Source organism: Cupriavidus phytohabitans (assembly GCF_000426345.1).
Lineage (GTDB): Bacteria > Pseudomonadota > Gammaproteobacteria > Burkholderiales > Burkholderiaceae > Cupriavidus.
In genome coordinates this window covers 60,925-81,929 of the sequence record NZ_AUFE01000007.1, presented here as the reverse complement: position 1 = coordinate 81,929, position 21,005 = coordinate 60,925, and the positions used below count along the sequence as shown (strand labels likewise).

Below are 21,005 nucleotides of genomic sequence, written 5' to 3'. Positions count from 1 at the left end.
CGCAACCCTTCTTCAACCGCTTGCCTGCTCCCTCTCCCGCGTGCGGGAGAGGGGAGCAAACCAGCAGCAGGCGATCAATCATCGCCATTGGCCGGCAAATCCGGAAACAGGACCTCGGTAAACCCGAACCTCGAAAAATCCTTGATCCGCATCGGATAAAGAATGCCCCGCAGGTGGTCGCACTCATGCTGCACCACGCGCGCATGGAAGCCCTCTGCAACCCGCTCGAGCCGGTTGCCCATCAGGTCATGGCCGCTGTACTTCAACCGCACATGCCGCGGCACCACCCCACGCAGGCCCGGCACCGACAGGCACCCTTCCCAGCCGTCTTCCAGCTCGTCCGACAGCATCTCCAGCACGGGGTTCACCAGCACTGTCTTGGGCACCATCGGCGCATCCGGATAGCGCGGGTTGCGGTCGAAGCCGAAGATCACCACCTGCAGGTCCACGCCGATCTGCGGCGCGGCCAGCCCCGCACCGTTGGCGTGATCCATGGTGTCGAACATGTCTTCGATCAGCGTGCGCAGTTCCGGCGTATTGAAACGCTCCACCTTCCGCGCCACCTGCAGCAGGCGCGGATCGCCCATCTTTAAAATCTCGCGGATCATGGCTGTTTCCCCCGGTTTATTCCTGCGCGGGCGCGGCGCCCGCTTCAGCCAGCAACGCGAGCATGCCTGCTTCGTCCAGCACCGGCACGCCCAGCGCCTCGGCCTTGTCGAGCTTGCTGCCGGCTTCGGCCCCCGCCACCACGTAGTCGGTCTTCTTCGACACCGAGCCCGCCACCTTGGCGCCCGCGGCTTCAAGCAATTCCTTGGCGTCCTCGCGCGACATCGTCGGCAGCGTGCCGGTCAGCACGAAGGTCTTGCCCGACAGCGGCGCCGGCGCCCTGGCGGCTGGTTCGCTCTCCGGCCAGTGTACGCCTGCGGCGCGAAGCTGTTCGATGACCTCGACGTTATGCGGTTCGCCAAAGAAGTGCGCGATCGACTGCGCCACCACCGGGCCGACGTCATTGACCTCCAGCAGCGCGGCTTCGTCGGCGGCCATCAGCCCGTCGAGCTTGCCGAAATGCCTGGCGAGATCCTTGGCGGTGGCCTCGCCCACGTGGCGGATGCCGAGCGCGAAGATAAAGCGGTTCATGGTCGTCTCGCGCGACTTTTCGATCGCCGCGACGAGGTTGTTCGCCGACTTGTCGGCCATGCGCTCCAGCGCCGCCAGCTTGGCCACACCTAGTTTGTACAGATCCGCCGGCGTGCGCACGATGCCCTGGTCGACCAGTTGCTCGACGACCTTGTCGCCCAGCCCTTCGATATCCATGGCACGGCGCTGCGCAAAGTGCAGCAGCGCCTGCTTGCGCTGCGCGGCGCAGATCAGGCCGCCGGTGCAGCGCGCGATCGCCTCGTCTTCCAGCCGCTCGATATGCGAACCGCACACCGGGCAAGCCGTCGGCATCACGAAGGCGCGCGCATCCGCCGGCCGGCGCTCGGCCACCACCGCCACCACCTCCGGGATCACGTCGCCGGCGCGGCGTACGATCACGGTGTCGCCGATATGGACGTCCTTGCGGCGGATTTCGTCCTCGTTATGCAGCGTGGCATTGGTCACCGTCACGCCGCCAACGAACACCGGCTGCAGCCGCGCCACCGGTGTGATCGCGCCGGTACGGCCAACCTGCACCTCGATGTCCTCGACGATCGTGGTCATTTCCTGCGCCGGGAACTTGTGCGCCAGCGCAAAACGCGGCGCGCGCGAGACGAAACCCAGCCGGTCCTGCTCGGCCAGCGCATTGACCTTGTAGACCACGCCGTCGATGTCGTAAGGCAGGTCGTCGCGGCGCTTGCCGATATCGCGGTAGAAATCGAGCAATCCATGCGCACCCTTGACCACGGCGCGTTCCTTGCACACCGGCAGGCCCAGCGCATCGAAACCGTCGAGCATGGCGCTGTGCGTGGGCGGGCGATCCACGCCCTGCAGTTCGCCCAGGCCATAGGCAAAGAACGACAACGGCCGCTTCGCCGTGATGCGCGGATCGAGCTGGCGCAGGCTGCCGGCGGCGGCATTGCGCGGATTGACGAAGGTCTTTTCGCCGGCTTCCGCCTGGCGTGCGTTGAGCTTGTCGAAGTCGCGGCGATACATGAAGACTTCGCCGCGCACTTCCAGCACCGCGGGCGCCTGGCCGCGCAGCTTCAGGGGGATCGCCTTGATGGTGCGCACGTTGACGGTCACGTCCTCGCCGGTCTCGCCGTCGCCGCGGGTGGCGGCCTGCACCAGCCGCCCGTCTTCATAGCGCAGCGACATGGCCAGTCCGTCGAACTTCAGCTCGCAGGAATACTCGACCGCGTCAGCCGCGCTGAACAGGTCGGCCTCGCCCGCCGCGGGTGCGGTGCGGCCCAGGCCCTGCGCGCAGCGGCGATCGAAGTTGAGCACGTCGTCGTCGGCGAAGCCGTTGTTCAGCGACAGCATCGGCACGCGGTGGCGCACCGTGTCGAAGGCGGCCAGCGCCTCGCCGCCGACGCGCTGCGTGGGCGAATCCGGCGACTGCAGCTCGGGATGCTCGAGCTCGAGCGCCATCAGTTCGCTGAACAGCGCGTCGTACTCGGCATCAGGGATGGTGGGCGCATCCAGCACGTAGTACTGGTAGCTGTGGCGGTTAAGCTCATCGTGCAGCCAGGCGACGCGCCTGGCTGCGGCTTCGGGCGGCAAGCCGCCGGCGGGCGCGGAGGCTTCAGCCTGCGCGCCGCGTGGTTTTGCGGTCATGGCAGGCTCCGGCTAGACGCTGAACAAGCGCAGAGCCACCGGCGAGCCGGCCGGCATACCGCGCGCTTCCAGCTTCTGGTACAGCGTTTCCAGCTGGCTGAAGATGGCAATGAACGAGGCCTCGGTCAGCGGACGCATGTTGTCGTCGACCAGCTGCGCGCCCATGCGCTGGGCCAGCGTGTTGCCATACTCGCACACCGTCTTGAACGGCCTGGCGCCCTGGTCCGCCAGCGGCACGTCGAGCAGCAGCGTGATCTGGCGCCCGGACTTGACCGTCAGGTCGTCGCGCAGGAAATTGGTATCGCCGAACTGCAACGTGAACAGCGGGCGCTGCACGCCTTCGGCATTGGCCTGGTAGCGGATGAAGCGCGTGCCGTCGCGCGACAGCACCAGCCCGTCCTGCGTGGCCACGTTCTGCACGTAGGCGGCCGACCACGGCGCGCCGTCGGAAATCACGTTGACACCCAGCTGCACGTCGCTGCCGGCGGCAAAGCCATCGAGCTCGCGCGCATTGGCCACGGTCTCGCTCATGTCGGGCAGGTCGGCTGAGGCGTCGAGCGCCTCGGCCAGCGATTCCACCGCCGTGATGAACTCGGAAAACTCCAGCGCATTGAGCGGGCCGGCGCGGTTGGCCAGCTGCACGCCAACCTGCAGGTCTTCGTACTGGTGGCCGGCGGTGACCGGCTCCCACGCATTGGCTTCGGCGCGCAAACCCTCGATGTGGACCTGCTTGGTGCCGGCACGGCGCAGCCTGCCGGTCAGCGGCAGGATGCGGTCACCGGAAGCCTTGCGCTCCAGGTGCAGCGGCACGATGCAGTCGATCAACGGATCGACCACGGCCGGCGCGGGCTGGCCGTCGGGAACGGCGGCGACCGGGGCGGGCACCGGTGCTGGCGCGGGCGCCGCAGCGGGCACCGGCGCAGCGGCGGCCGCGGGGGTCGGCACGGGAGTCGGCGCCGGGGCGGATACAGCCTCGGCTTCGTCGGCTTCATCGCCTTCGGCGCCGGGCGCGGCCTGCACCACGCCGGCAGCCGCCGCGACTTCTTCCGCCACGGCCTCGTCGGCATCGGCGGTACTGGCTGCGGCCGCGGCAGCGGCGGCCACGTGGTTGGGCTGCGACGGTGCCGCCGGCGTGCCCGGCGCCAGCGTCGGCTCGCGCCGCTGCACCGACTCCGGGCTGGCCTCGTGCAGCCGCGCCGCGGTTTCGGGCGAAGTAGCCTGGCCGACCACCGGCTCGCGCATCGGCGGCAGGTCGTCCTCGGGACTCAGCTCGCGGGGACGGCGCGCCTTGCGGATCTGCCACTGGTTGTAGCCAAACAGCAGCACCAGGAATACCAAGCCCGCGACGATCAGCGCGGTCTGCAGGTCCATGTTCAGCTTCATGCTGCAATCTCCAAAGCGCCCATATTGGTCACAGCACTGTGGTGTCGGTTGCGCGCAGCATTCGCGGACGTGCGCCTCCCCGCTGCACGGGATCCCTGCTTACCGCTCATGCTGCAATCTCCAAAGCGTCCATGTTGATCACAGCATGGTGGTGTCGGTTGCGCGCAGCATTCGCGGACGTGCGCCGCCCCGCTGCGCGGGGCGCCTGCTTACTGCTCATGCTGCCTCCGCCATCGAAACCGCCGCGTCCATATCCACGGCCACGATCCGCGAAACGCCCTGCTCCTGCATGGTTACGCCAATGAGTTGATGAGCCATTTCCATGGCGATCTTGTTATGTGAGATGAAAACGAATTGAGTCTTGTCCGACATGCGTGCCACCATGTTGGCATAGCGTTCGGTGTTGGCATCGTCCAGCGGCGCGTCCACCTCGTCCAGCAGGCAGAACGGCGCGGGGTTGAGCTGGAACATCGCAAACACCAGCGCGATCGCGGTCAGCGCCTTCTCGCCGCCCGACAGCAGGTGGATGGTCGAGTTCTTCTTGCCCGGGGGCTGCGCCATCACCTGCACGCCGGCGTCGAGGATTTCTTCGCCGGTCATGATCAGGCGCGCCTGGCCACCGCCGAACAGCGACGGGAACAGCTCGCCGAAATGGTGGTTGACCTGGTCGAAAGTGCCTTGCAGCAGCGCACGGGTTTCCTGGTCGATCTTGGCGATCGCGTCTTCCAGCGTGTTGATGGCGTCGTTCAGGTCGGCCGACTGCGCATCGAGGAAGGTCTTGCGCTCGCGCGCCGCTGCCAGTTCGTCGAGCGCGGCCATGTTGACCGGGCCCAGCGCGTTGATGGCGTTGTTGATGCGCGTGACTTCGCCCTGCAGGTACGACGGCTTCAGGTCGCCGGTGAGCTTGTGCGCCAGCCCTTCCTCGTCGACCTGTGCCGCAGTCAGCTGCTCGCTGAACTGCTCCTGGTTCAGGCGCGCGGCCTGCTCCTTGAGTTGCAGCTCGGTGATGCGGTCGCGCAGAGGCTGCAGGCTGCGCTCGGCGGCCAGCCGCTGTTCGTCGAACTGGCGCAGCTGCGCCGACAGCGCATCGAGTTCGGTGCGCGCGGCGGTGAGCTTTTCTTCCTTCTCGGCGCGCAGTTCCAGCGCGTCCTGCAGGCCGGTATGCGCGGTCTGCTCGTTGATGGTTTCCAGCTCGGCGCGGGCGTTCTCCAGCGATTCGGCGATGCGCTCGGCCTGGTCGGCCGCCACCTGGATATTGCGGCGCAGTTCGTCGATGCGGCTGGACAGGTTGCGCTCGGCAAAGAGCGCTTCCTGCGCGGCGCGCTCAAAGTCGCGCAGCTGGTGGCGCGCGCCCGAGAGCTTGCTGTCCAGCGCCTCGAAGGCCATCTGCTGGTCTTCGTGCGAGGCCTGCATCTCGGCCAGCGCGGCGTCGTGCTGCTCGAAGCTGGCTTCGGATTCCGCGCGGATCGCGCGTTGTTCATCGATCTGCGCGTGGATTTCTTCCAGCTCCTCGCGGATCTGGCCGCTGCGGGCGGAGTAGCGCTCCATCGCCTGCGACAGCTTGAGCACGTCCATCTGCAGCGCATGCACGCGGCGCGTGGCCTGCTCGGCGCGCGCGCGGGCCTCGCCCAGCGCCTGGCTGGCCTGCGTGTACGCGGCCTCGGCGCGCACCGCCTGGGTCCTGGCTTCGTCCGACAGCAGCGCCTGCGCGCGCGCCTGCTTCTGCAGGTTTTCGATTTCCTGCTCGCGCGCCAGCATGCCGGCCTGCTCGGAATCGGCGGCGTAGATCTGGATCGCGTTGCGGCCAACGACGTGGCCCTCGGCCACCACGAACGACGCGCCTTCGGGCAGCGTGCCGCGCGCGGCCAAGGCCTGCGCCATGTCGGTGGCAACAAAGATATCCGCCAGCCAGTCCTGCATCACCGCGCGGATGCCCGGCTCGGTGATCTGTACCAGCGACATCAGCGGGCGCAGCCCCGCCGGCGTTTCCAGCGGACGGGCGGCGGCCGGGGGCGAGTAGAACGCCAGCTTGGCCGGCGGCGCGTCCGTCAGGAAGGCCTTGACCCAGTCCAGGTTCGACACTTCCAGCGCGTTCAGCTTCTCGCGCAGCACGGATTCGAGCGCGTTTTCCCAGCCTGGCTCGATATGGACCTTCTTCCACAGGCGTGGCAGCTCGGCCAGCTCGTGCTTCGCCAGCCAGGGCTGCACCTTGCCGTCGGTCTGCACGTTCTCCTGCAACTGGCGCAGCGCATGCAGGCGCGCTTCGAGCGAGGCAATCGCAGCGGCTTCGCTGTGCACGCGCGCCTGTGCGGCGCGGCGCTCTTCATCGAGGCGCGGCACGCTTTCTTCAGCATCGGCCAGCACGGCCTGGGCTTCCTCGACCAGCGCCTCTTGCTCGGCCAGCTCGGCGCGGCCCTGTTCCAGCCGGGTTTCGTCCGGGCGGTCCAGGCCCTTTTCCTCTGCTGACAGGCGTTCGCGGCGCTGTTCCAGCTGCTGCAGCATCTGGTCGGCGCTGCGCTGCTGCGCTGCCTCCAGCTTGAGCGCCTGCTCGGCCTGCATGATGCCGGCACGCTGCTCGTTGAGCAGTTGCTGGGCATCGCGCCACTGCGCTTCCAGCGTCGGCAGCTCGTCGTTCTTGTGCGCGACGGCCTCCTGCGCCTCGACCGTGCGGCCTTCGGCCACCGCCAGGTCTTCCTCGGCCTGCGCGAGTTCGTCGGTGGCCTGTTCAGCCTTGCCCTGCCATTGTTCGCGTTGCGCGGTCAGCGCGGCAATCTGGGCCTGCACGCGGTTGCGCGACTCCACCACGTAGCGGATCTCGGCCTCGAGCTTGCTGACCTGGGCGTTGGCTTCGTACAGCGCACCCTGCGCCGCGTGCATGCCATCCGACGCGGCATAGTGCGCGGCGCGCATGGTCTCCAGCTCGGCCTCGACATGGCGCAACTGCGCGGTCTGTGCTTCCAGGTCGATCTGGGCCTGCCCGATCGCGCGCTGGTGGCGCTCCTGCTCGACCTGCGCCTCGCGCTTGCGCAGCAGCCACAGCAGGTGCTGCTTTTCTTCGCCATCGGACTGCAGCGTCTTGAAACGCTGGGCGACTTCGGCCTGGCCTTCCAGCTTTTCCAGGTTGGTGCCGAGTTCGCGCAGGATGTCCTCGACGCGGGTCAGGTTCTCGCGCGTGTCGGACAGGCGGTTCTCCGTCTCGCGGCGGCGTTCCTTGTACTTGGACACCCCCGCGGCCTCTTCCAGGAAGATGCGCATGTCATCGGGCTTGGCCTCGATGATGCGCGAGATCATGCCCTGCCCGATGATGGCGTAGGCGCGCGGACCCAGACCCGTGCCCAGGAAGATGTCCTGGATGTCGCGCCGGCGTACCGGCTGGTTGTTGATGTAGTAGGACGAGGTGCCGTCGCGGGTCAGCACGCGCTTGACCGCCACTTCGGCGTACTGGCTCCACTGGCCGGCGGCGCGGCCTTCGGCATTGTCGAACACGAGTTCGACGCTGGCCCGGCCGGCCTGCTTGCGCGCCGTGGAACCGTTGAAGATCACGTCCTGCATGGACTCGCCGCGCAGCTCGGAAGCGCGTGACTCGCCCAGCACCCAGCGCACCGCGTCGATGATGTTGGATTTGCCGCAGCCGTTGGGTCCGACGATGCCGACCAACTGGCCCGGCACCTGGAAATTGGTGGGATCGACAAATGACTTGAAGCCCGCCAGCTTGATCGAGGATAGTCGCACGGTTTCTCGTGTGGTATCGGCCACCAGCGGTCCGTCTTGGGGTACCGCCCGCGGCCTGGTATCGGGGCTATGGCAATGTTCAGAAGCCGGGCTGCGCGGGAGCCGGCGCGGCGTGCCGCCTGCGCCTCAAAATACCCCCCGGGCCCGAGAATTGGGGCTAATCATACCATCGCAGATGCCTTCGCCGGCCCGTTTGGCGGTTGCCCCGGCGTCATATCCCTCTGCTGTTTTCCTTTGCTTTTCCGTCCCTTACAGGCGATTCCGCATGCACTTTGGCATCCGTCCGCTGCGCGCGAGCCGGCGCGCATGGGTAGCGGCCCGGAAACTAATTAGGGTAAATGCTAGTCTCTGCTCTGTCGGCGTGATCCCGGATTCGCTCAGGGAGACACGCGCCATGAAAGCCCCCGAAGCCCTACCCCGAAGCCCTGCCCTTGCGGCAGTTTCCAGGAGGACCCAGCATGCGTGAACCGTCGGCGGCCGCCCGGCCGTGGTCTGTCAGCGACATCAATTTCCAGGCAATCGAGTCAGAGCGTGTCCGCAGCGACCGCGACTTGTTCTACTTGCTGGTGTCGGCATCGTTTATCGAAAGCGGCTCCGACACCTATGCCGGCAATCTCGCCACTTACTACGCCCGCGTACCGGACGCCGCCGGCTGGCTTTCCGAGCACTGGGAGGCCGAGGAATTGCAGCACGGCCTGGCGCTGCGCCGCTATATCGAGCAAGTCTGGCCGGAATTTGATTGGGAAGCCGGCTATGCGCGCTTTTTCGACGAGTACAGCGAAACCTGCTCGATCGACCAGTTCGAGCCAACCGAGGCACTGGAAATGGCCGCCCGCTGCGTGGTCGAAACCGGCACTGCCGCCTATTACCGCGCGCTGGAGCAGGCCAGCGACGAGCCAGTGCTGCGAGACCTGGCCCGCCGCATCGCCAACGACGAGGTGCGGCATTACAAGCACTTCTACCAGTTCTACAACCGCTTCGCCGGGTCGGAACGGCTGGGCCGGATGCGCGTGTTCCGCGCGCTGGCGCGCCGGCTGCTGGAAATCAAGAACGAGGATGCCGCCATCGCGCTGCGCAATGTGCTGCGTATGGAACGCGGCGTCGAAGAGATCCCCGACCAGGAAGTGAAGGCGCTGAATTCCCGTGTCAGCGCCTTGATCCGCAAGAACCTGCCGATCAAGATGACGGTGAAAATGCTGCTGCGCCCGCTACACCTGCACAGCGGCGTGGAACGGGCGGTCCGCAAGCCGCTGGTGGCGGTGGTGTCGCGGGTGATGATGCTGCACTGAGCGGACGCCCCGGCCGTCAGCCGCCGCGTGCCTGCCGGGCCTCGTAGGCTTTCAGGTGGCTGTACGCGACTTGCAGCAACGACAATGGGCCGCCCTGCTGCGCCGCCCCGCGCGCGATCAGGTCACCGAGGATGTGGTCGGCCTCCGTCCGGGAGCGGTTTTCGACGTCACGCAGCATCGAGGCAGTCAGCGGCGACGGGGTCAGCAGCATCTGCCAGGCGCGCGCGTTGAAATCCGGGGACATCGCGAAGCGGTTCTACCGCACCACGGGACGGCACGGCACGGCAGTCAGCCAGAATGCCTTCAATGACGCGCCTGCCGTCCGGCGTGCCAAGGATGTCTCCACAGAATGTCCGCTGCGCTTTGCATTGGGCGCGTCCCCACCTTTGCCTACGAAGTCGCCCCGGTCAGCGGCGGCGGCAAGATCGAAGGCAAGGTCACCTTCCAGGGCACCGTCCCGATCCGCAAGATCATCCCCACCAAGGACCGCGAAGTCTGCGGCGGCCCGCGCGATGAACCACAGATCCGCGTAGGCGCCGGCAAGGGCGTGCAGGATGCGGTCGTGTACCTGAAGGAAGTGCCCCCGGCAAGCGTGCAGAACCCGGTCTACAGCCACAAGCTGTCGCTGGTGGGGTTCTGGTCGCTTGCGCTCTTCTACCCCTTCGTCGGCATCCACCATTACCTGTACAGCCCCATTGCCGACTGGGCCGAGACGCTGGCGATCATCACCTCGATGCTGCTGATCGTGCCGGTGTGGACGGTATTGCAGAACTTCTTCGGCACCATGGTGGGCCGCAGGCATACCTTTACCCAGAACCTGACCGCCAAATTCCTGATCATGGGTTCGCTGATGTATCTGGCGGGGTGTTTCCAGGGCTCGACCGAAGCCCTGCGCGCGATCCAGCAACCTACGCATTTCAGCGACTTCGTCATCTCGCACTCGCACCTGACGGTGTTCGGCACCTTCGTGGTGTGGGCCATCGGCGGCACGGTCTATGTAATACCCAGACTGGTGGCGCGGCCGCTGTGGTCGCCGGGGCTCGGCAACTGGTCGTTCTGGCTGATCACCTTCGGCATCAGCCTGATGGGACTGGACCTTACCATGGCCGGCCTGCAGCAGGGCTACATGCTGATGGCGGGCGTGGCAAGGCCGCCGCACCATCGAGAACACGCCGTCCTGCTCGGACTGATCACGCTCGCGCGCGGCGTGGTGCCCTTCAGCGCCCACCTGCATTAGCCAGGCCTCCCATGTCCACCGAAACCACGCACGCCTGCAGTCACTGCCAGTTGCCGGTCGGACGGCTGGGCCAGCAGCGCGAGTTCGACGGCGCAACGCACTGGTTCTGTTGCTATGGCTGCTGCCTGGCCTATCAGGTGCGCCATGGCGAGCACGAGGAGCCGCAGGCCGCTGCCGCGCTGATCCGGCTCGGCGTCGGCGGGTTTCTCGCAATGAATGTCATGTTGTTCAGCTGGCTGCTCTACGCCGATGCGTTTGCCGGCGACGAAGCGTGGCTGCGTGGCCCGGTTCACTGGTTGCTGTGGGCGCTGGCGACGCTGCTGGTCCTGCTGCTCGGGCGGCCATTCGCCGAGGGCGCGTGGCAGGCCGCGCGGCAGGGACGGCTGTCCACCGACACGCTGGTCTGCATCGGCGTGCTCGCTGCCTACGGCTATTCGGGCTGGCAGGTGCTGCGCGGCTCCGGCCTGGTCTATTTCGACACCGCCGCCATGGTGCTGCTGCTGTTTACGCTGGGCCGCCTGCTTGAGGCGCAGGTGCGCGCACGCACCGCGCGCCGCCTCGCGCCGATGCTGGCGGCTGAACGCGCCGAGGCGCGCGTGGTCGATGGCGGCACGGAATGCTGGCGCGCCGTCGTCGACATCCGGCCGGGCGAACGGGTACGGATACTTCCCGGAGAGCGCGTGCCAGTCGACGGCATCGTCGTCGATGGCCGCTCGGAGTGCGACGAAGCCGTCCTGACCGGGCAGAGCGAGCCGCAGTTCAAGCCGCCGGGCGCGCTGGTGCACGCCGGCAGCATCAACGGCAGCCGCCCGCTGCTGGTCCGTGCCACGGTGGCCGGCTCGCAAACCCGGTGGCAGCAGATCGGCCGGCAGGTGCGTGAAGCGCTGGCGCGCAAATCGCTGGCGGGCGACACCGTCGACCGCATCATTGCCGTGTTCATCCCCGGCGTACTGGCGCTGGCCGCGGCCAGCGCGTGGTTCTGGGGCAGCCGGGCAGGCGCTCCGGCGCAGGCGGCGGATGCCGCGATGCTGGCCGGACTGGCCGTGCTGGTCGTGGCATGCCCGTGCGCGCTGGGCCTGGCGGCCCCGCTCACGCATGCATTGGCGATCGGACTGGCGGCGCAGCGCGGCATTCTCGTACGCGGCGGCGACGTGCTCGAAAGGCTGGCACGGCTCAAGGGTATCGCTTTCGACAAGACCGGCACCCTGACGGCGGACACGCTGCACCCCGTCGGCATGCAGACCGGAGGCGCCAGCCACGCGAAAGTCCTGCGCGTGGCGGCTGCGCTGGCGCAGGCTTCGGATCATCCGATAGCCCGCTCGATTGCCGCCATGGCGCGCGCTGCGGCATCGCCGTCGACAGCCTCCAACGAAGTCGAGGCCAATGCCGGCGAGGGCCTGTCCGGTCGATGCGACGGCATGCATTGTGCGCTGGGATCGCCTGCGTTCTTCGGCGCGCTCGGGTGGCACGTGCCACCCGACCTGCTGGCTACGGCGCCACTGGGATGCACGCTGGTACTGGTTGGCTGGGAGGGCCAGGCGCACGGACTGATCGCGCTGCGCACGCTGCCGATGCCGCATGTTGGCGATGTGATCGCGCAGATGCAGCGCCAGGGCCTGCGCACGCTGCTGCTGAGCGGCGACAATCCGCACGCGGTGGCGGCAATGGCGGGCGGCTTGCATATCGATGCGTGGCAGGCCAGGCTGCTGCCGCAAGACAAGGTGCGTGCCCTGCGCGACTGGGCCGCCGGCACAGGGCTGGTCGCCATGGTCGGCGATGGCCTCAACGACGGCCCGGTGCTGGCGGCTGCCTCGGTCGGCATCGCCGTGGGCAATGCCTCAGACCTGGCGCGCGAAAGCGCGGATGTCGTGCTGCCGCGCTCGGGCCTGGCCAGCTTGCCGTGGCTGTTGCAGCAGGCGCGCCAGGTGCGCCGCACGGTCCGGGCTAATCTGGCCTGGGCCTTCGGCTACAACGCCATTGCGCTGGCGCTGGCCGCCAGCGGGCTGCTGCAGCCGGTGCTCGCGGCGGTGCTGATGGCCGGTTCCAGTGTGCTCGTGGCGATGCGCTCGTGGCGCGCCAGCGCAACTGCCGAAGCGAATGCCGACCCCGCCGAACGGGCAGGCGCCACGGCGCCGGGCCATCCCGCTACATTGCGATCTGGGCACGGAGTATCACCATGAACCGATGGCTGGCCAGGCTGGCCGCCTGCCTCTTCGCCGTCGCGCTGCCGGGCCTTGCGCCGGCCACGCACAACGAGACCCAGCACACCGACCTGTCTTCGCGCGGCTGGCCGGTGGGCGATTTCAGCCTCACCGACCAGAACGGCCGCGCATTTACCCAGGCGCAGCTGCAAGACCGCTGGACCCTTGTGCTGTTGGGCGACACCCATTGCGGAGCGCCGTGCGGCGCTGCGCTGACGGCCCTGACGGGCTTGTACCTGCGCATCAGCACGACGCAGAAGCTTGCCACCACGCAGGTGCTGTTCATCTCGCTGGACCCGCAGCGCGATACGCCGGACGCGCTGCGGCGCTACCTTGCCCCATACGACGCCCGCTTCATGGGCGCCACCGGCAACCCGGAGACGCTGGCGCGAATGATCGACGATCTCGGCGCCAGACCGGGCGTGCCACCCGCCCCCAACGCAGCCTATCCTGGCTCGCTGATCCTGGTCGGGCCCGATGCCACGGTCCGCGGGCAGTTCCTGCCGCCGTTCGACGTGCCGCTGCTGACTGCGGCCTATCTGAAGGCACGCGTGCGCAAGTGACCCACGCACCGCAGGCGACGGCTTAGGCTGCCAGCCCGGCGTCAGCCACTGCCGAAGCACGCGCCGGCTGAGTCCGGTGCACCAGCCCCGACAACGCCCCGGCCGCGACAATGCACAGCCCGCCGGCAGCTTCCTTCCAGCTCAGCACCTCGGTCGCCAGCCACCACGCCGATACCGCCGCGATCACGATCTCGAACAGCATCAGCAGCGACACCCGGTTGGCCGGCAGCCGCTGCAGGCCGTACTGCACCACCGAATTGCTGACCACCAGCACCGCGGCCAGGCCCAGCACCAGCATGGCGACGCTGACCTGCGCGCCCGGCACGACCGCCACCGCGGCGCCATCCAGCAGCAGTGCCGCCGGCACGCCGACCACGGTGCAGCCGAGGTACACCACCACGGTACGCACGCGCGCATCCATGTCCGGAAAGCGCTGGCCGGCCCGGCGCGACAGCACGTTGTTGACGGCAAAGCCCATGCCGCCGACCAGCCCCGACCATTCGGCGGCGTTGCCCGGCAGCGGCACGCCGACTTCTGGCGTCCACAGCATCAGCCCGGCACCAGACAAGGCCAGCGCCACCAGGCCCAGCCCCGCTGGCGACAGCCGCTCGCCCAGGAACAGCCGGGCGAACAGCGCCGTCCAGACTGGCGTCAGGTAGAACAGCAACAGTACGCGCATGACATGGCCATTGACGCTGCCCCAGACAAAGCCGGCATTGGTCACCCCGGCAGCCAGCCCGATCGCGACGAACAGCCAGTGCGGGCGCATGCCGGCCAGCTGGCGGCGAAACACCAGCAGCGACAGCACCGCGGCGACCGCGCTGACCAGCGCGGCGGCGTGCATGCCGCCCAGCCCCCAGCCGGCCAGCAGGCGGTACGGAAACCAGGCGATGCCCCAGACCGAGGCCCCCAGCAATATGGAAAGAGACGCCTTGACCGCATGGCGGTCGGCCGGCGCAGCCTGCGCCGTAACGGGTTTCGTGCTCATGAAGGGAATCTGTCCGAGGGAAGCCGGCACTTGTTGCCAGGGGTGGCCGGCAAGTCCGGACGGCGCCGGCGGCATCACTGCGATGTGATGCCCGCCATCCGTGCCCCGGCCGGCCGCCCAGGGCGGCTCCGGTGCACGGTAACCCGCGCCGTTCCTCTATAATGCGTCGTTTTAACCGGCCCCCGACTGCTACCGTGAATCCGCGCCTCGACCTGCTCCAGCCCTACCCGTTCGAGAAACTGCGGGTACTCTTTTCGCAGGTCAAGCCTGCCGACAAGCCTGCGATCAGCTTCGGCATCGGCGAGCCCAAGCACCCGACGCCCGGGTTCATCAAGCAAGCGCTGGCCGAGTCGCTTTCGGGACTGGCGAATTATCCCACAACCGCTGGTTCCGATGCACTGCGACAGTGCATTGCCGGCTGGCTGGAACGCCGCTACGGGCTGCCCAAGGTCAATGCCGCCACCGAAGTGCTGCCGGTGACGGGGTCGCGCGAGGCGCTGTTCGCCTTCGCCCAGACCGTGGTCGACGGCACCAGGCCCGGCGCGCTGGTGATGTGCCCGAACCCGTTCTACCAGATCTATGAAGGCGGCGCGCTGCTGGCCGGCGCCACGCCCGTGTTCGCCAACAGCGACCCGGCGCGCAACTTCGCCCCGGCATTCGACCGTATCGGCGAAGAGGTCTGGCAGAACGTCCAGCTGCTGTTCGTCTGCACCCCGGGCAACCCGACCGGCGCGGTGCTGTCGCTGGACGACTGGAAGCAGTTGTTCGCGCTGTCGGACCGCTACGGCTTCGTGATCGCGTCGGACGAGTGCTACTCGGAAATCTATTTCGACGAAGGCCGCGCGCCGCTGGGTGCGCTGGAAGCCGCGCACAAGCTCGGCCGCGGCTTTGAACGGCTGGTCATGTTCTCCAGCCTGTCCAAGCGCTCCAACGTGCCGGGCCTGCGCTCCGGCTTTGTCGCCGGCGACGCCGCGCTGCTGAAGAAATTCCTGCTATACCGTACCTACCATGGCGGCGCGATGAACCCGGCGGTGCAGAGCGCCAGCATTGCCGCCTGGAACGATGAGGACCACGTGCGCGAGAACCGCGCCGCCTATGTGCGCAAGTTCAGCGAAGTGACGCCGATGCTGGCCGAGGTGCTGGACGTGGCGCTGCCCGACGCCGGCTTCTACCTGTGGGCCGATGTCTCGCGCACCGGCCTGAGCGATATCGAGTTCGCCGCCCGCCTGCTGGCCGGGCAGAACGTGACCGTGCTGCCCGGCAGCTACCTGGCGCGCGAGGCCGACGGCATCAACCCGGGCGCCAACCGCGTGCGCATGGCGCTGGTGGCGACGCCGGAGGAATGCCTGGAAGGGGCGCGCCGCATCGTCGAATTCTGCAAATCGCTGGGCTGAGGCGCTGCCTCGCCCACCGGATTGGCCAGACCCAAGCATCAATATTCAACCCTGAGAAAACGAACATGACGCAAGCACTGCAAGCCCTGATCGACCAGGCCTGGGAAGACCGCACCAGCCTGTCGCCCAAGTCCGCCCCCAACGACATCCGCGAAGCCGTGGCCAACGTCATCGGCCAGCTGGATGCCGGCACGCTGCGCGTGGCCGAGAAGCAAGGCAAGGACTGGATCGTCAACCAGTGGGTCAAGAAGGCCGTGCTGCTGTCGTTCCGCCTGGAAGACAACGCGCCGATGAGCGCCGGCGGCTTCGCCCAGTTCTACGACAAGGTGCCGACCAAGTTCGCCAACTGGAGCGGCGACGACTTCGCCAAGGCTGGCTTCCGCGTGGTGCCGCCCGCTGTGGCCCGCCGCGGCTCGTTCATCGCCAAGAACGCCGTGCTGATGCCCTCGTACGTCAACATCGGCGCCTATGTCGATGAAGGCACCATGGTCGACACCTGGGCCACCGTCGGTTCGTGCGCGCAGATCGGCAAGAACGTGCACCTGTCGGGTGGCGTGGGCATCGGCGGCGTGCTGGAGCCGCTGCAGGCCAACCCGGTCATCATCGAAGACAACTGCTTCATCGGCGCCCGTTCGGAAGTTGTGGAAGGCGTGATCGTGGAAGAGAACTCGGTGATCTCGATGGGTGTGTACCTGGGCCAGTCGACCAAGATCTACGACCGCGAAACCGGCGAGATCCACTATGGCCGCGTGCCGGCCGGTTCGGTGGTGGTGGCGGGCAACCTGCCGTCCAAGGATGGCAAGTACAGCCTGTACTGCGCCGTGATCGTGAAGAAGGTCGACGCGCAGACCCGCGCCAAGACCAGCCTGAATGACCTGCTGCGTGACTGATCGCGTCTGATCGCGTCTGATCGCGCTGGCGCGGCCCCGCTGCGCCAGCCCGTCCCGGGGCCGGTCCCCGGGACAGCATTACCGCTGTCACCGCTGCTCCGCTGTCACCTCCCGCCTGGCCAGGCTGAACATGCCTTCCCTCCGCAAGCGACTCATGGCCCTGGATCCCGCCACCGTCAGTACCGTGCTCTCCCTGCTGCCCACCATTCTCGAGCAGGCCAACAAGACCATCGAGAAGATCAAGAAAGGCAAGCGCAAGGACGATGCGCCGGAAGGCGCCGTGGCCGAAACACGCGATCCCGCCGCCCGCATTGCCGAACTGGAAGCCGCCGCCGTCCAGCAGGCCGAGGCGGTCAAGCTCCTGGCCGAGCAGCACGCCATCACCATCGAGGCGCTGCGCAAGGAAGCCGCGCGGCTGGACCGCCGCATGCGCCTGATGACCGCCGTTGCCATGGGTGGCGTGGCGCTGGGGCTGGGCAGCCTGGTGATTGCGCTGAACCTGCTGTTCCGCTGAGCCCGAATTTCACAAAGAACAAGCCATGACCGTCCTGCTCTACGGCATTCCCAACTGCGACACCGTCAAGAAAGCCCGCACCTGGCTGGATGCCAACGGCGTGGCCTACACCTTCCACGACTTCAAGAAGCAAGGCGTGGACGAAGCCATGCTGCGCGGCTGGCTCGGGCACGTGCCGCTGGCCACGCTGCTGAACCGCAAGGGCACCACCTGGCGCGCGCTGTCGGACGCCGACAAGGCCCGCGCCGAGGAAGAAACCGGCGCGATCGCGCTGATGCAGCAGAGCCCGTCGCTGATCAAGCGCCCGGTGCTGGCCCACGCAGGCAAGGTGATGGTGGGCTTCTCCGCCGACCAGTACGCCAGCCAGTTCTGATTTCCCTGCTGATTCCCCCTGATTTAAGCCGCCGTCACATGACCGCCACCCTCTCCCTCACCGAAGATCTGATCCGCCGCCGCTCCGTCACGCCCGCCGACGAAGGCTGCCAGGCCATCCTGGAAACCCGCCTGAAGGCGCTCGGCTTCGACTGCGAAGCCATTGTCAGCGGTCCGGACGATTTCCGCGTGACCAACCTGTGGGCGGTCAGGCGCGGCACGCAGGGCACGGCGGGCAAGCTGCTGGTGTTCGCCGGCCATACCGACGTGGTGCCGACCGGCCCGCTGGAGCAGTGGCACTCCGACCCGTTCGAGCCGACCCATCGCGACGGCAAGCTGTACGGCCGCGGCGCGGCCGACATGAAGACCTCGATCGCCGGCTTCGTGGTGGCGGTCGAGGAATTCGTCAAGGCGCATCCCGCGCATGCCGGCTCGATCGGTTTCCTGATCACCAGTGACGAAGAAGGCCCCGCACATGACGGCACCATCAAGGTCGTCGAAGCGCTGACCGCGCGCGGCGAGCGCCTGGACTACTGCGTGATCGGCGAGCCGACCTCGGTCAACGCGCTCGGCGACATGGTCAAGAACGGCCGCCGCGGCTCGCTGTCGGGCAAGCTGACGGTCAAGGGCATCCAGTGCCATATCGCGTATCCGCACCTGGGCCGCAACCCGATCCATGACGCCGCCCCGGCGCTGGCCGCACTGGCGGCCGAGGTCTGGGACGAAGGCAACGAATACTTCCCGCCGACCAGCTGGCAGATGTCGAATATCCACGGCGGCACCGGCGCCACCAACGTGATCCCGGGCCACGTCACCATCGATTTCAATTTCCGCTTCTCGACCGCCAGCACGCCCGAAGGCCTGAAGGCGCGAGTGCATGCGATCCTGGACCAACACAGCCTCGAATACACGCTGGACTGGACCCTGGGCGGCGAGCCCTTCCTGACGCCGCGCGGCGACCTGTCCGACGCGCTGTCGTCCGCGATCAAGGCCGAAACCGGCTTCGACACCGAGCTGTCGACCACCGGCGGCACCTCCGACGGCCGCTTCATCGCCAAGATCTGTCCGCAGGTGATCGAGTTCGGCCCGCCCAACGCCAGCATCCACAAGATCGACGAGCACGTCGAGGTGCGCTTCATCGACCCGCTGAAAAACGTTTACCGCGGCGTGCTTGAACGCCTGATCGCTTGATTTTTTCGCCGAAAGACACCTTCATGGCAACACCTTCTCCCCTGCGCACCGTGCGCGACCTGCTGCGTCTAGCAGTCTCGCGCTTTACCGCCGCGCGCCTGTCCTTTGGCCATGGCAGCGCCAACGCCTATGACGAGGCGGCCTACCTGGTGCTGCACACGCTGAACCTGCCGCTCGACACCCTCGACCCGTTCCTCGATGCGCGCCTGCTGCCCGAGGAAATCGACGCCGTGCTGAAGGTGATCGACCGCCGCGTCAACGAGCGCGTGCCGGCCGCCTACATCACGCACGAGGCCTATATGCATGGCCTGCGCTTCTACGTGGACTCGCGCGTGATCGTGCCGCGCAGCTTCATTGGCGAACTGCTGCAGGAAGGGCTGGAGCCGTGGGTCGGCGAGACCGAACAGATCGGCCCGGTGCTGGAGCTGTGCACCGGCTCGGGCTGCCTGCCGATCCTGGCCGCGCATGTGTGGCCGAACGCGAAGATCGACACGGTCGACATCTCGCCCGACGCGCTGGCCGTGGCGCGCCGCAACGTCGCCGACTACAAGATGGACGACCGCATCCGTCTCTACGAAGGCGACCTGTACGCGCCGCTGCCGCATGGCGCGACCTACGATGTGATCCTGACCAACCCGCCATACGTCAATGAGGCCTCGATGCAGGCACTGCCGGCGGAATACCAGGCCGAACCGCGCATCGCGCTGGCCGGCGGGGACGATGGCATGGACGTGGTGCGGCGGATCATTGCCGGCGCCAAGGCGCGATTGAATCCGGGTGGCGTGCTGGTGGTCGAGATCGGCAACGAGCATGCCAATGTGGAGGCTGCCTTCCCCGACCTGGAGATCGTCTGGCTGCCGGTCAGCGCGGGCGAGGAGCAGGTGTTCCTGCTGACGTACGACGCCCTGCCGGGCTGATGCGCCAAACCCACCGACGGTTTGCTCCCCTCTTTCGCCTGCGGGAGAGGGGCCGGGGGAGAGGGCGCAAACAATCATCACTGGCGCAATCTGGGCGAACACCGGCCAACCGTTGATCTGGCAACGCGCGCAGGCTCTACACTCGCTGCAGATATAGCGCCACTGATAGCGCCACTAATGCCGTGACCGCCAGCAACTCCCCCCTCCCCGGATCCCCTCCCGGTTCCAACGCCCTGCCCGCCCGAGCCGCAACCACGCGCGCCGTGCGCGGCATCGCCATCCTGACCTTCGCCTTCGCGCTCAGCCAGTTCTTCCGCTCCTGCCTGGCAGTGATGGCGCCGGAGCTGCAGCACGATTTCGGCCTGTCGCCGGCAGGGTATGGCGCGCTCTCTTCGTCATTCTTCCTGGCCTTTGCCGTGGCGCAGATCCCCGTGGGCATTGCGTTCGACCGCTACGGTGTCGGCCGCCCGACCGCGCTGCTGCTGGCCGTGGGCGCGCTGTCGTCGATCATATTCGTGCTGGCACCCAACGGCGCCGCGGCCACGCTGGCGCAGGTGGGGCTGGGGCTGGCGTGCGCGCCCGTGTTCATGGGCCTGCTGCATTTCGCCTCGGAACAACTCTCCGAACGCGACTACACCCGCGTGGTCAGCCGCTCCAACGCCACCGGCATGATCGGCTCGCTGTGCGCCACCGCGCCGCTGGGCTGGGCCATCTCGCTGGTCGGCTGGCGGCCATCGATGGCGGTATCGGCGCTGGGCATGGTGGCGGCCTGCTATGGCGTGTGGCGCTTCGTGCGCGATCATGGCCATGCCGAGGCCCGCAGCGCCTCGTGGCCGGCGATGCTGTCGGAAAGCGCGCAGCTGCTGAAGCTGGCGCCACTGTGGACGCTGATCCCGCTGTGCGTGGCCATGGCTGCCGGCACCGCCTTCCGCAACGCCTGGAGCGGCCCCTACCTGGCCGAGGTATTCGGCCTGGGCTCGGCGCCGCGCGGCGTGGCGCTGACGCTGCTGAGCCTGGCCGGCTTCCTGACGGCCTTCCTGCTGCCGGTGCTGGTCCGGCGCAGCACGCTCAAGACCGCCATCGCCGGCTGGTCGTGCTTTGCCATGTCGGGGGCGATCCTGCTGGCACTATGGCCGGACACCGGCATCGGCTACGCCGTGGCGATGATGGCGCTGCTGTCGACCATCGGCATGCTCCATCCGCTGGTGATGGCGCAGGGCCGTGGCCTGATCCCGCCTTCGCAGCGCGGCCGCGGCCTGGGCCTGCTCAATACCTTCGTGTTCCTCGGGTCGGCGCTGACGTCGTGGGCGTTCGGCCTGATCGCGAACGCGGGGCATGTGCGGCAGTGGCCGGTGGCGTCGACCTATGCGGCGATTTTTGTGTCGGCGGCAGTGCTGGTCGCGGTGTCGCTGATCCCGTATTTCTTCAGTCCGCCGCATCCGACCAACTGAGCACTATACCGGTCGGAGCCCGCCATGAAAGAGGACCGTTCTGGGCTTCGCCTGCAAAAAGCCAGACTTATCAATTTAAGAATTCCGCTGCCGCGCATCCCGTTTTACCGTTTGTGACATCCACGTCCC

Annotated in this window: 16 protein-coding genes and 1 pseudogene; 11 read left to right on the top strand and 6 right to left on the bottom strand. The window is 67.6% G+C overall.

Annotated features, from left to right (window positions below):
- Positions 1–74: 74 nt before the first annotated feature.
- The 4 genes from def to smc form a co-directional block, all read right to left on the bottom strand.
- Entirely contained in the window at positions 75–608 is a 534-nt protein-coding gene (gene def / locus K309_RS0107510; protein WP_029045846.1) for a peptide deformylase, read from the bottom strand.
- Between the two features lie 16 nt (positions 609–624).
- Positions 625–2,754: an NAD-dependent DNA ligase LigA gene (gene ligA / locus K309_RS0107505; RefSeq protein WP_035876990.1), complete on the bottom strand. Its 2,130-nt coding sequence runs from the start codon at positions 2,752–2,754 to the stop codon at positions 625–627.
- A gap of 12 nt (positions 2,755–2,766) precedes the next feature.
- The gene (locus K309_RS0107500) at positions 2,767–4,137 is read right to left on the bottom strand and encodes a cell division protein ZipA C-terminal FtsZ-binding domain-containing protein (protein WP_029045844.1); all 1,371 of its coding nucleotides are present in this window, start codon (positions 4,135–4,137) and stop codon (positions 2,767–2,769) included.
- 216 nt (positions 4,138–4,353) lie between these two features.
- Positions 4,354–7,869: a chromosome segregation protein SMC gene (smc, locus tag K309_RS0107495; RefSeq protein WP_029045843.1), complete on the bottom strand. Its 3,516-nt coding sequence runs from the start codon at positions 7,867–7,869 to the stop codon at positions 4,354–4,356.
- Positions 7,870–8,327: 458 nt separating this feature from the next.
- Between smc and K309_RS0107490 the strand changes: the two genes are divergently transcribed.
- Entirely contained in the window at positions 8,328–9,158 is an 831-nt protein-coding gene (locus tag K309_RS0107490) for a ferritin family protein (RefSeq protein ID WP_029045842.1), read from the top strand.
- 16 nt (positions 9,159–9,174) lie between these two features.
- On the opposite strand, the pseudogene K309_RS39140 reads toward K309_RS0107490, so the two are convergent.
- Positions 9,175–9,502, bottom strand: a pseudogene (locus K309_RS39140) (ketopantoate reductase C-terminal domain-containing protein); the annotation flags it as partial.
- A 5-nt stretch (positions 9,503–9,507) separates the two neighbouring features.
- Here K309_RS39140 and K309_RS39800 point away from each other — a divergent pair.
- Genes K309_RS39800 through K309_RS36100 form a run of 3 tightly spaced genes read left to right on the top strand, consistent with a single transcriptional unit; the run spans position 9,508 to position 13,159 of the window.
- Entirely contained in the window at positions 9,508–10,395 is an 888-nt protein-coding gene (locus K309_RS39800) for a cbb3-type cytochrome c oxidase subunit I (protein WP_084402373.1), read from the top strand.
- Positions 10,396–10,406: 11 nt separating this feature from the next.
- On the top strand, positions 10,407–12,575 hold the full coding sequence (locus tag K309_RS36105; protein ID WP_051320378.1) for a heavy metal translocating P-type ATPase: 2,169 nt from the start codon (positions 10,407–10,409) through the stop codon (positions 12,573–12,575).
- The gene (locus K309_RS36100; protein WP_035876988.1) at positions 12,572–13,159 is read left to right on the top strand and encodes an SCO family protein; all 588 of its coding nucleotides are present in this window, start codon (positions 12,572–12,574) and stop codon (positions 13,157–13,159) included. Before K309_RS36105 ends, K309_RS36100 begins: the two co-directional genes overlap by 4 nt.
- A gap of 22 nt (positions 13,160–13,181) precedes the next feature.
- Here the strand turns inward: K309_RS36100 and K309_RS0107470 are convergent, their stop codons facing one another.
- Positions 13,182–14,147 (bottom strand): DMT family transporter, encoded by a 966-nt coding sequence (locus K309_RS0107470; RefSeq protein WP_029045840.1) that lies wholly within the window; start codon positions 14,145–14,147, stop codon positions 13,182–13,184.
- A 194-nt stretch (positions 14,148–14,341) separates the two neighbouring features.
- Here K309_RS0107470 and dapC point away from each other — a divergent pair, with 194 nt between their 5' ends.
- The 7 genes from dapC to K309_RS0107435 all read left to right on the top strand — a co-directional run bounded on the left by dapC (position 14,342) and on the right by K309_RS0107435 (position 20,876).
- Positions 14,342–15,541, top strand: a complete 1,200-nt coding sequence (gene dapC / locus K309_RS0107465) for a succinyldiaminopimelate transaminase (protein ID WP_029045839.1) — start codon at positions 14,342–14,344, stop codon at positions 15,539–15,541.
- Between the two features lie 65 nt (positions 15,542–15,606).
- On the top strand, positions 15,607–16,431 hold the full coding sequence (gene dapD, locus K309_RS0107460; RefSeq protein WP_029045838.1) for a 2,3,4,5-tetrahydropyridine-2,6-dicarboxylate N-succinyltransferase: 825 nt from the start codon (positions 15,607–15,609) through the stop codon (positions 16,429–16,431).
- 154 nt (positions 16,432–16,585) lie between these two features.
- The gene (locus tag K309_RS0107455; protein ID WP_232232327.1) at positions 16,586–16,945 is read left to right on the top strand and encodes a hypothetical protein; all 360 of its coding nucleotides are present in this window, start codon (positions 16,586–16,588) and stop codon (positions 16,943–16,945) included.
- A 25-nt stretch (positions 16,946–16,970) separates the two neighbouring features.
- Positions 16,971–17,318 carry an ArsC family reductase gene (locus K309_RS0107450; RefSeq protein ID WP_029045836.1) on the top strand — a complete coding sequence of 116 codons (348 nt, stop codon included), beginning with the start codon at positions 16,971–16,973 and terminating at the stop codon, positions 17,316–17,318.
- 38 nt (positions 17,319–17,356) lie between these two features.
- A complete protein-coding gene (dapE, locus tag K309_RS0107445; RefSeq protein WP_029045835.1) occupies positions 17,357–18,508 on the top strand; it encodes a succinyl-diaminopimelate desuccinylase in 1,152 nt (383 codons plus the stop codon).
- Between the two features lie 23 nt (positions 18,509–18,531).
- On the top strand, positions 18,532–19,425 hold the full coding sequence (gene prmB, locus K309_RS0107440) for a 50S ribosomal protein L3 N(5)-glutamine methyltransferase (RefSeq protein WP_029045834.1): 894 nt from the start codon (positions 18,532–18,534) through the stop codon (positions 19,423–19,425).
- Positions 19,426–19,607: 182 nt separating this feature from the next.
- The gene (locus tag K309_RS0107435; protein ID WP_029045833.1) at positions 19,608–20,876 is read left to right on the top strand and encodes an MFS transporter; all 1,269 of its coding nucleotides are present in this window, start codon (positions 19,608–19,610) and stop codon (positions 20,874–20,876) included.
- Positions 20,877–21,005: the final 129 nt, after the last annotated feature.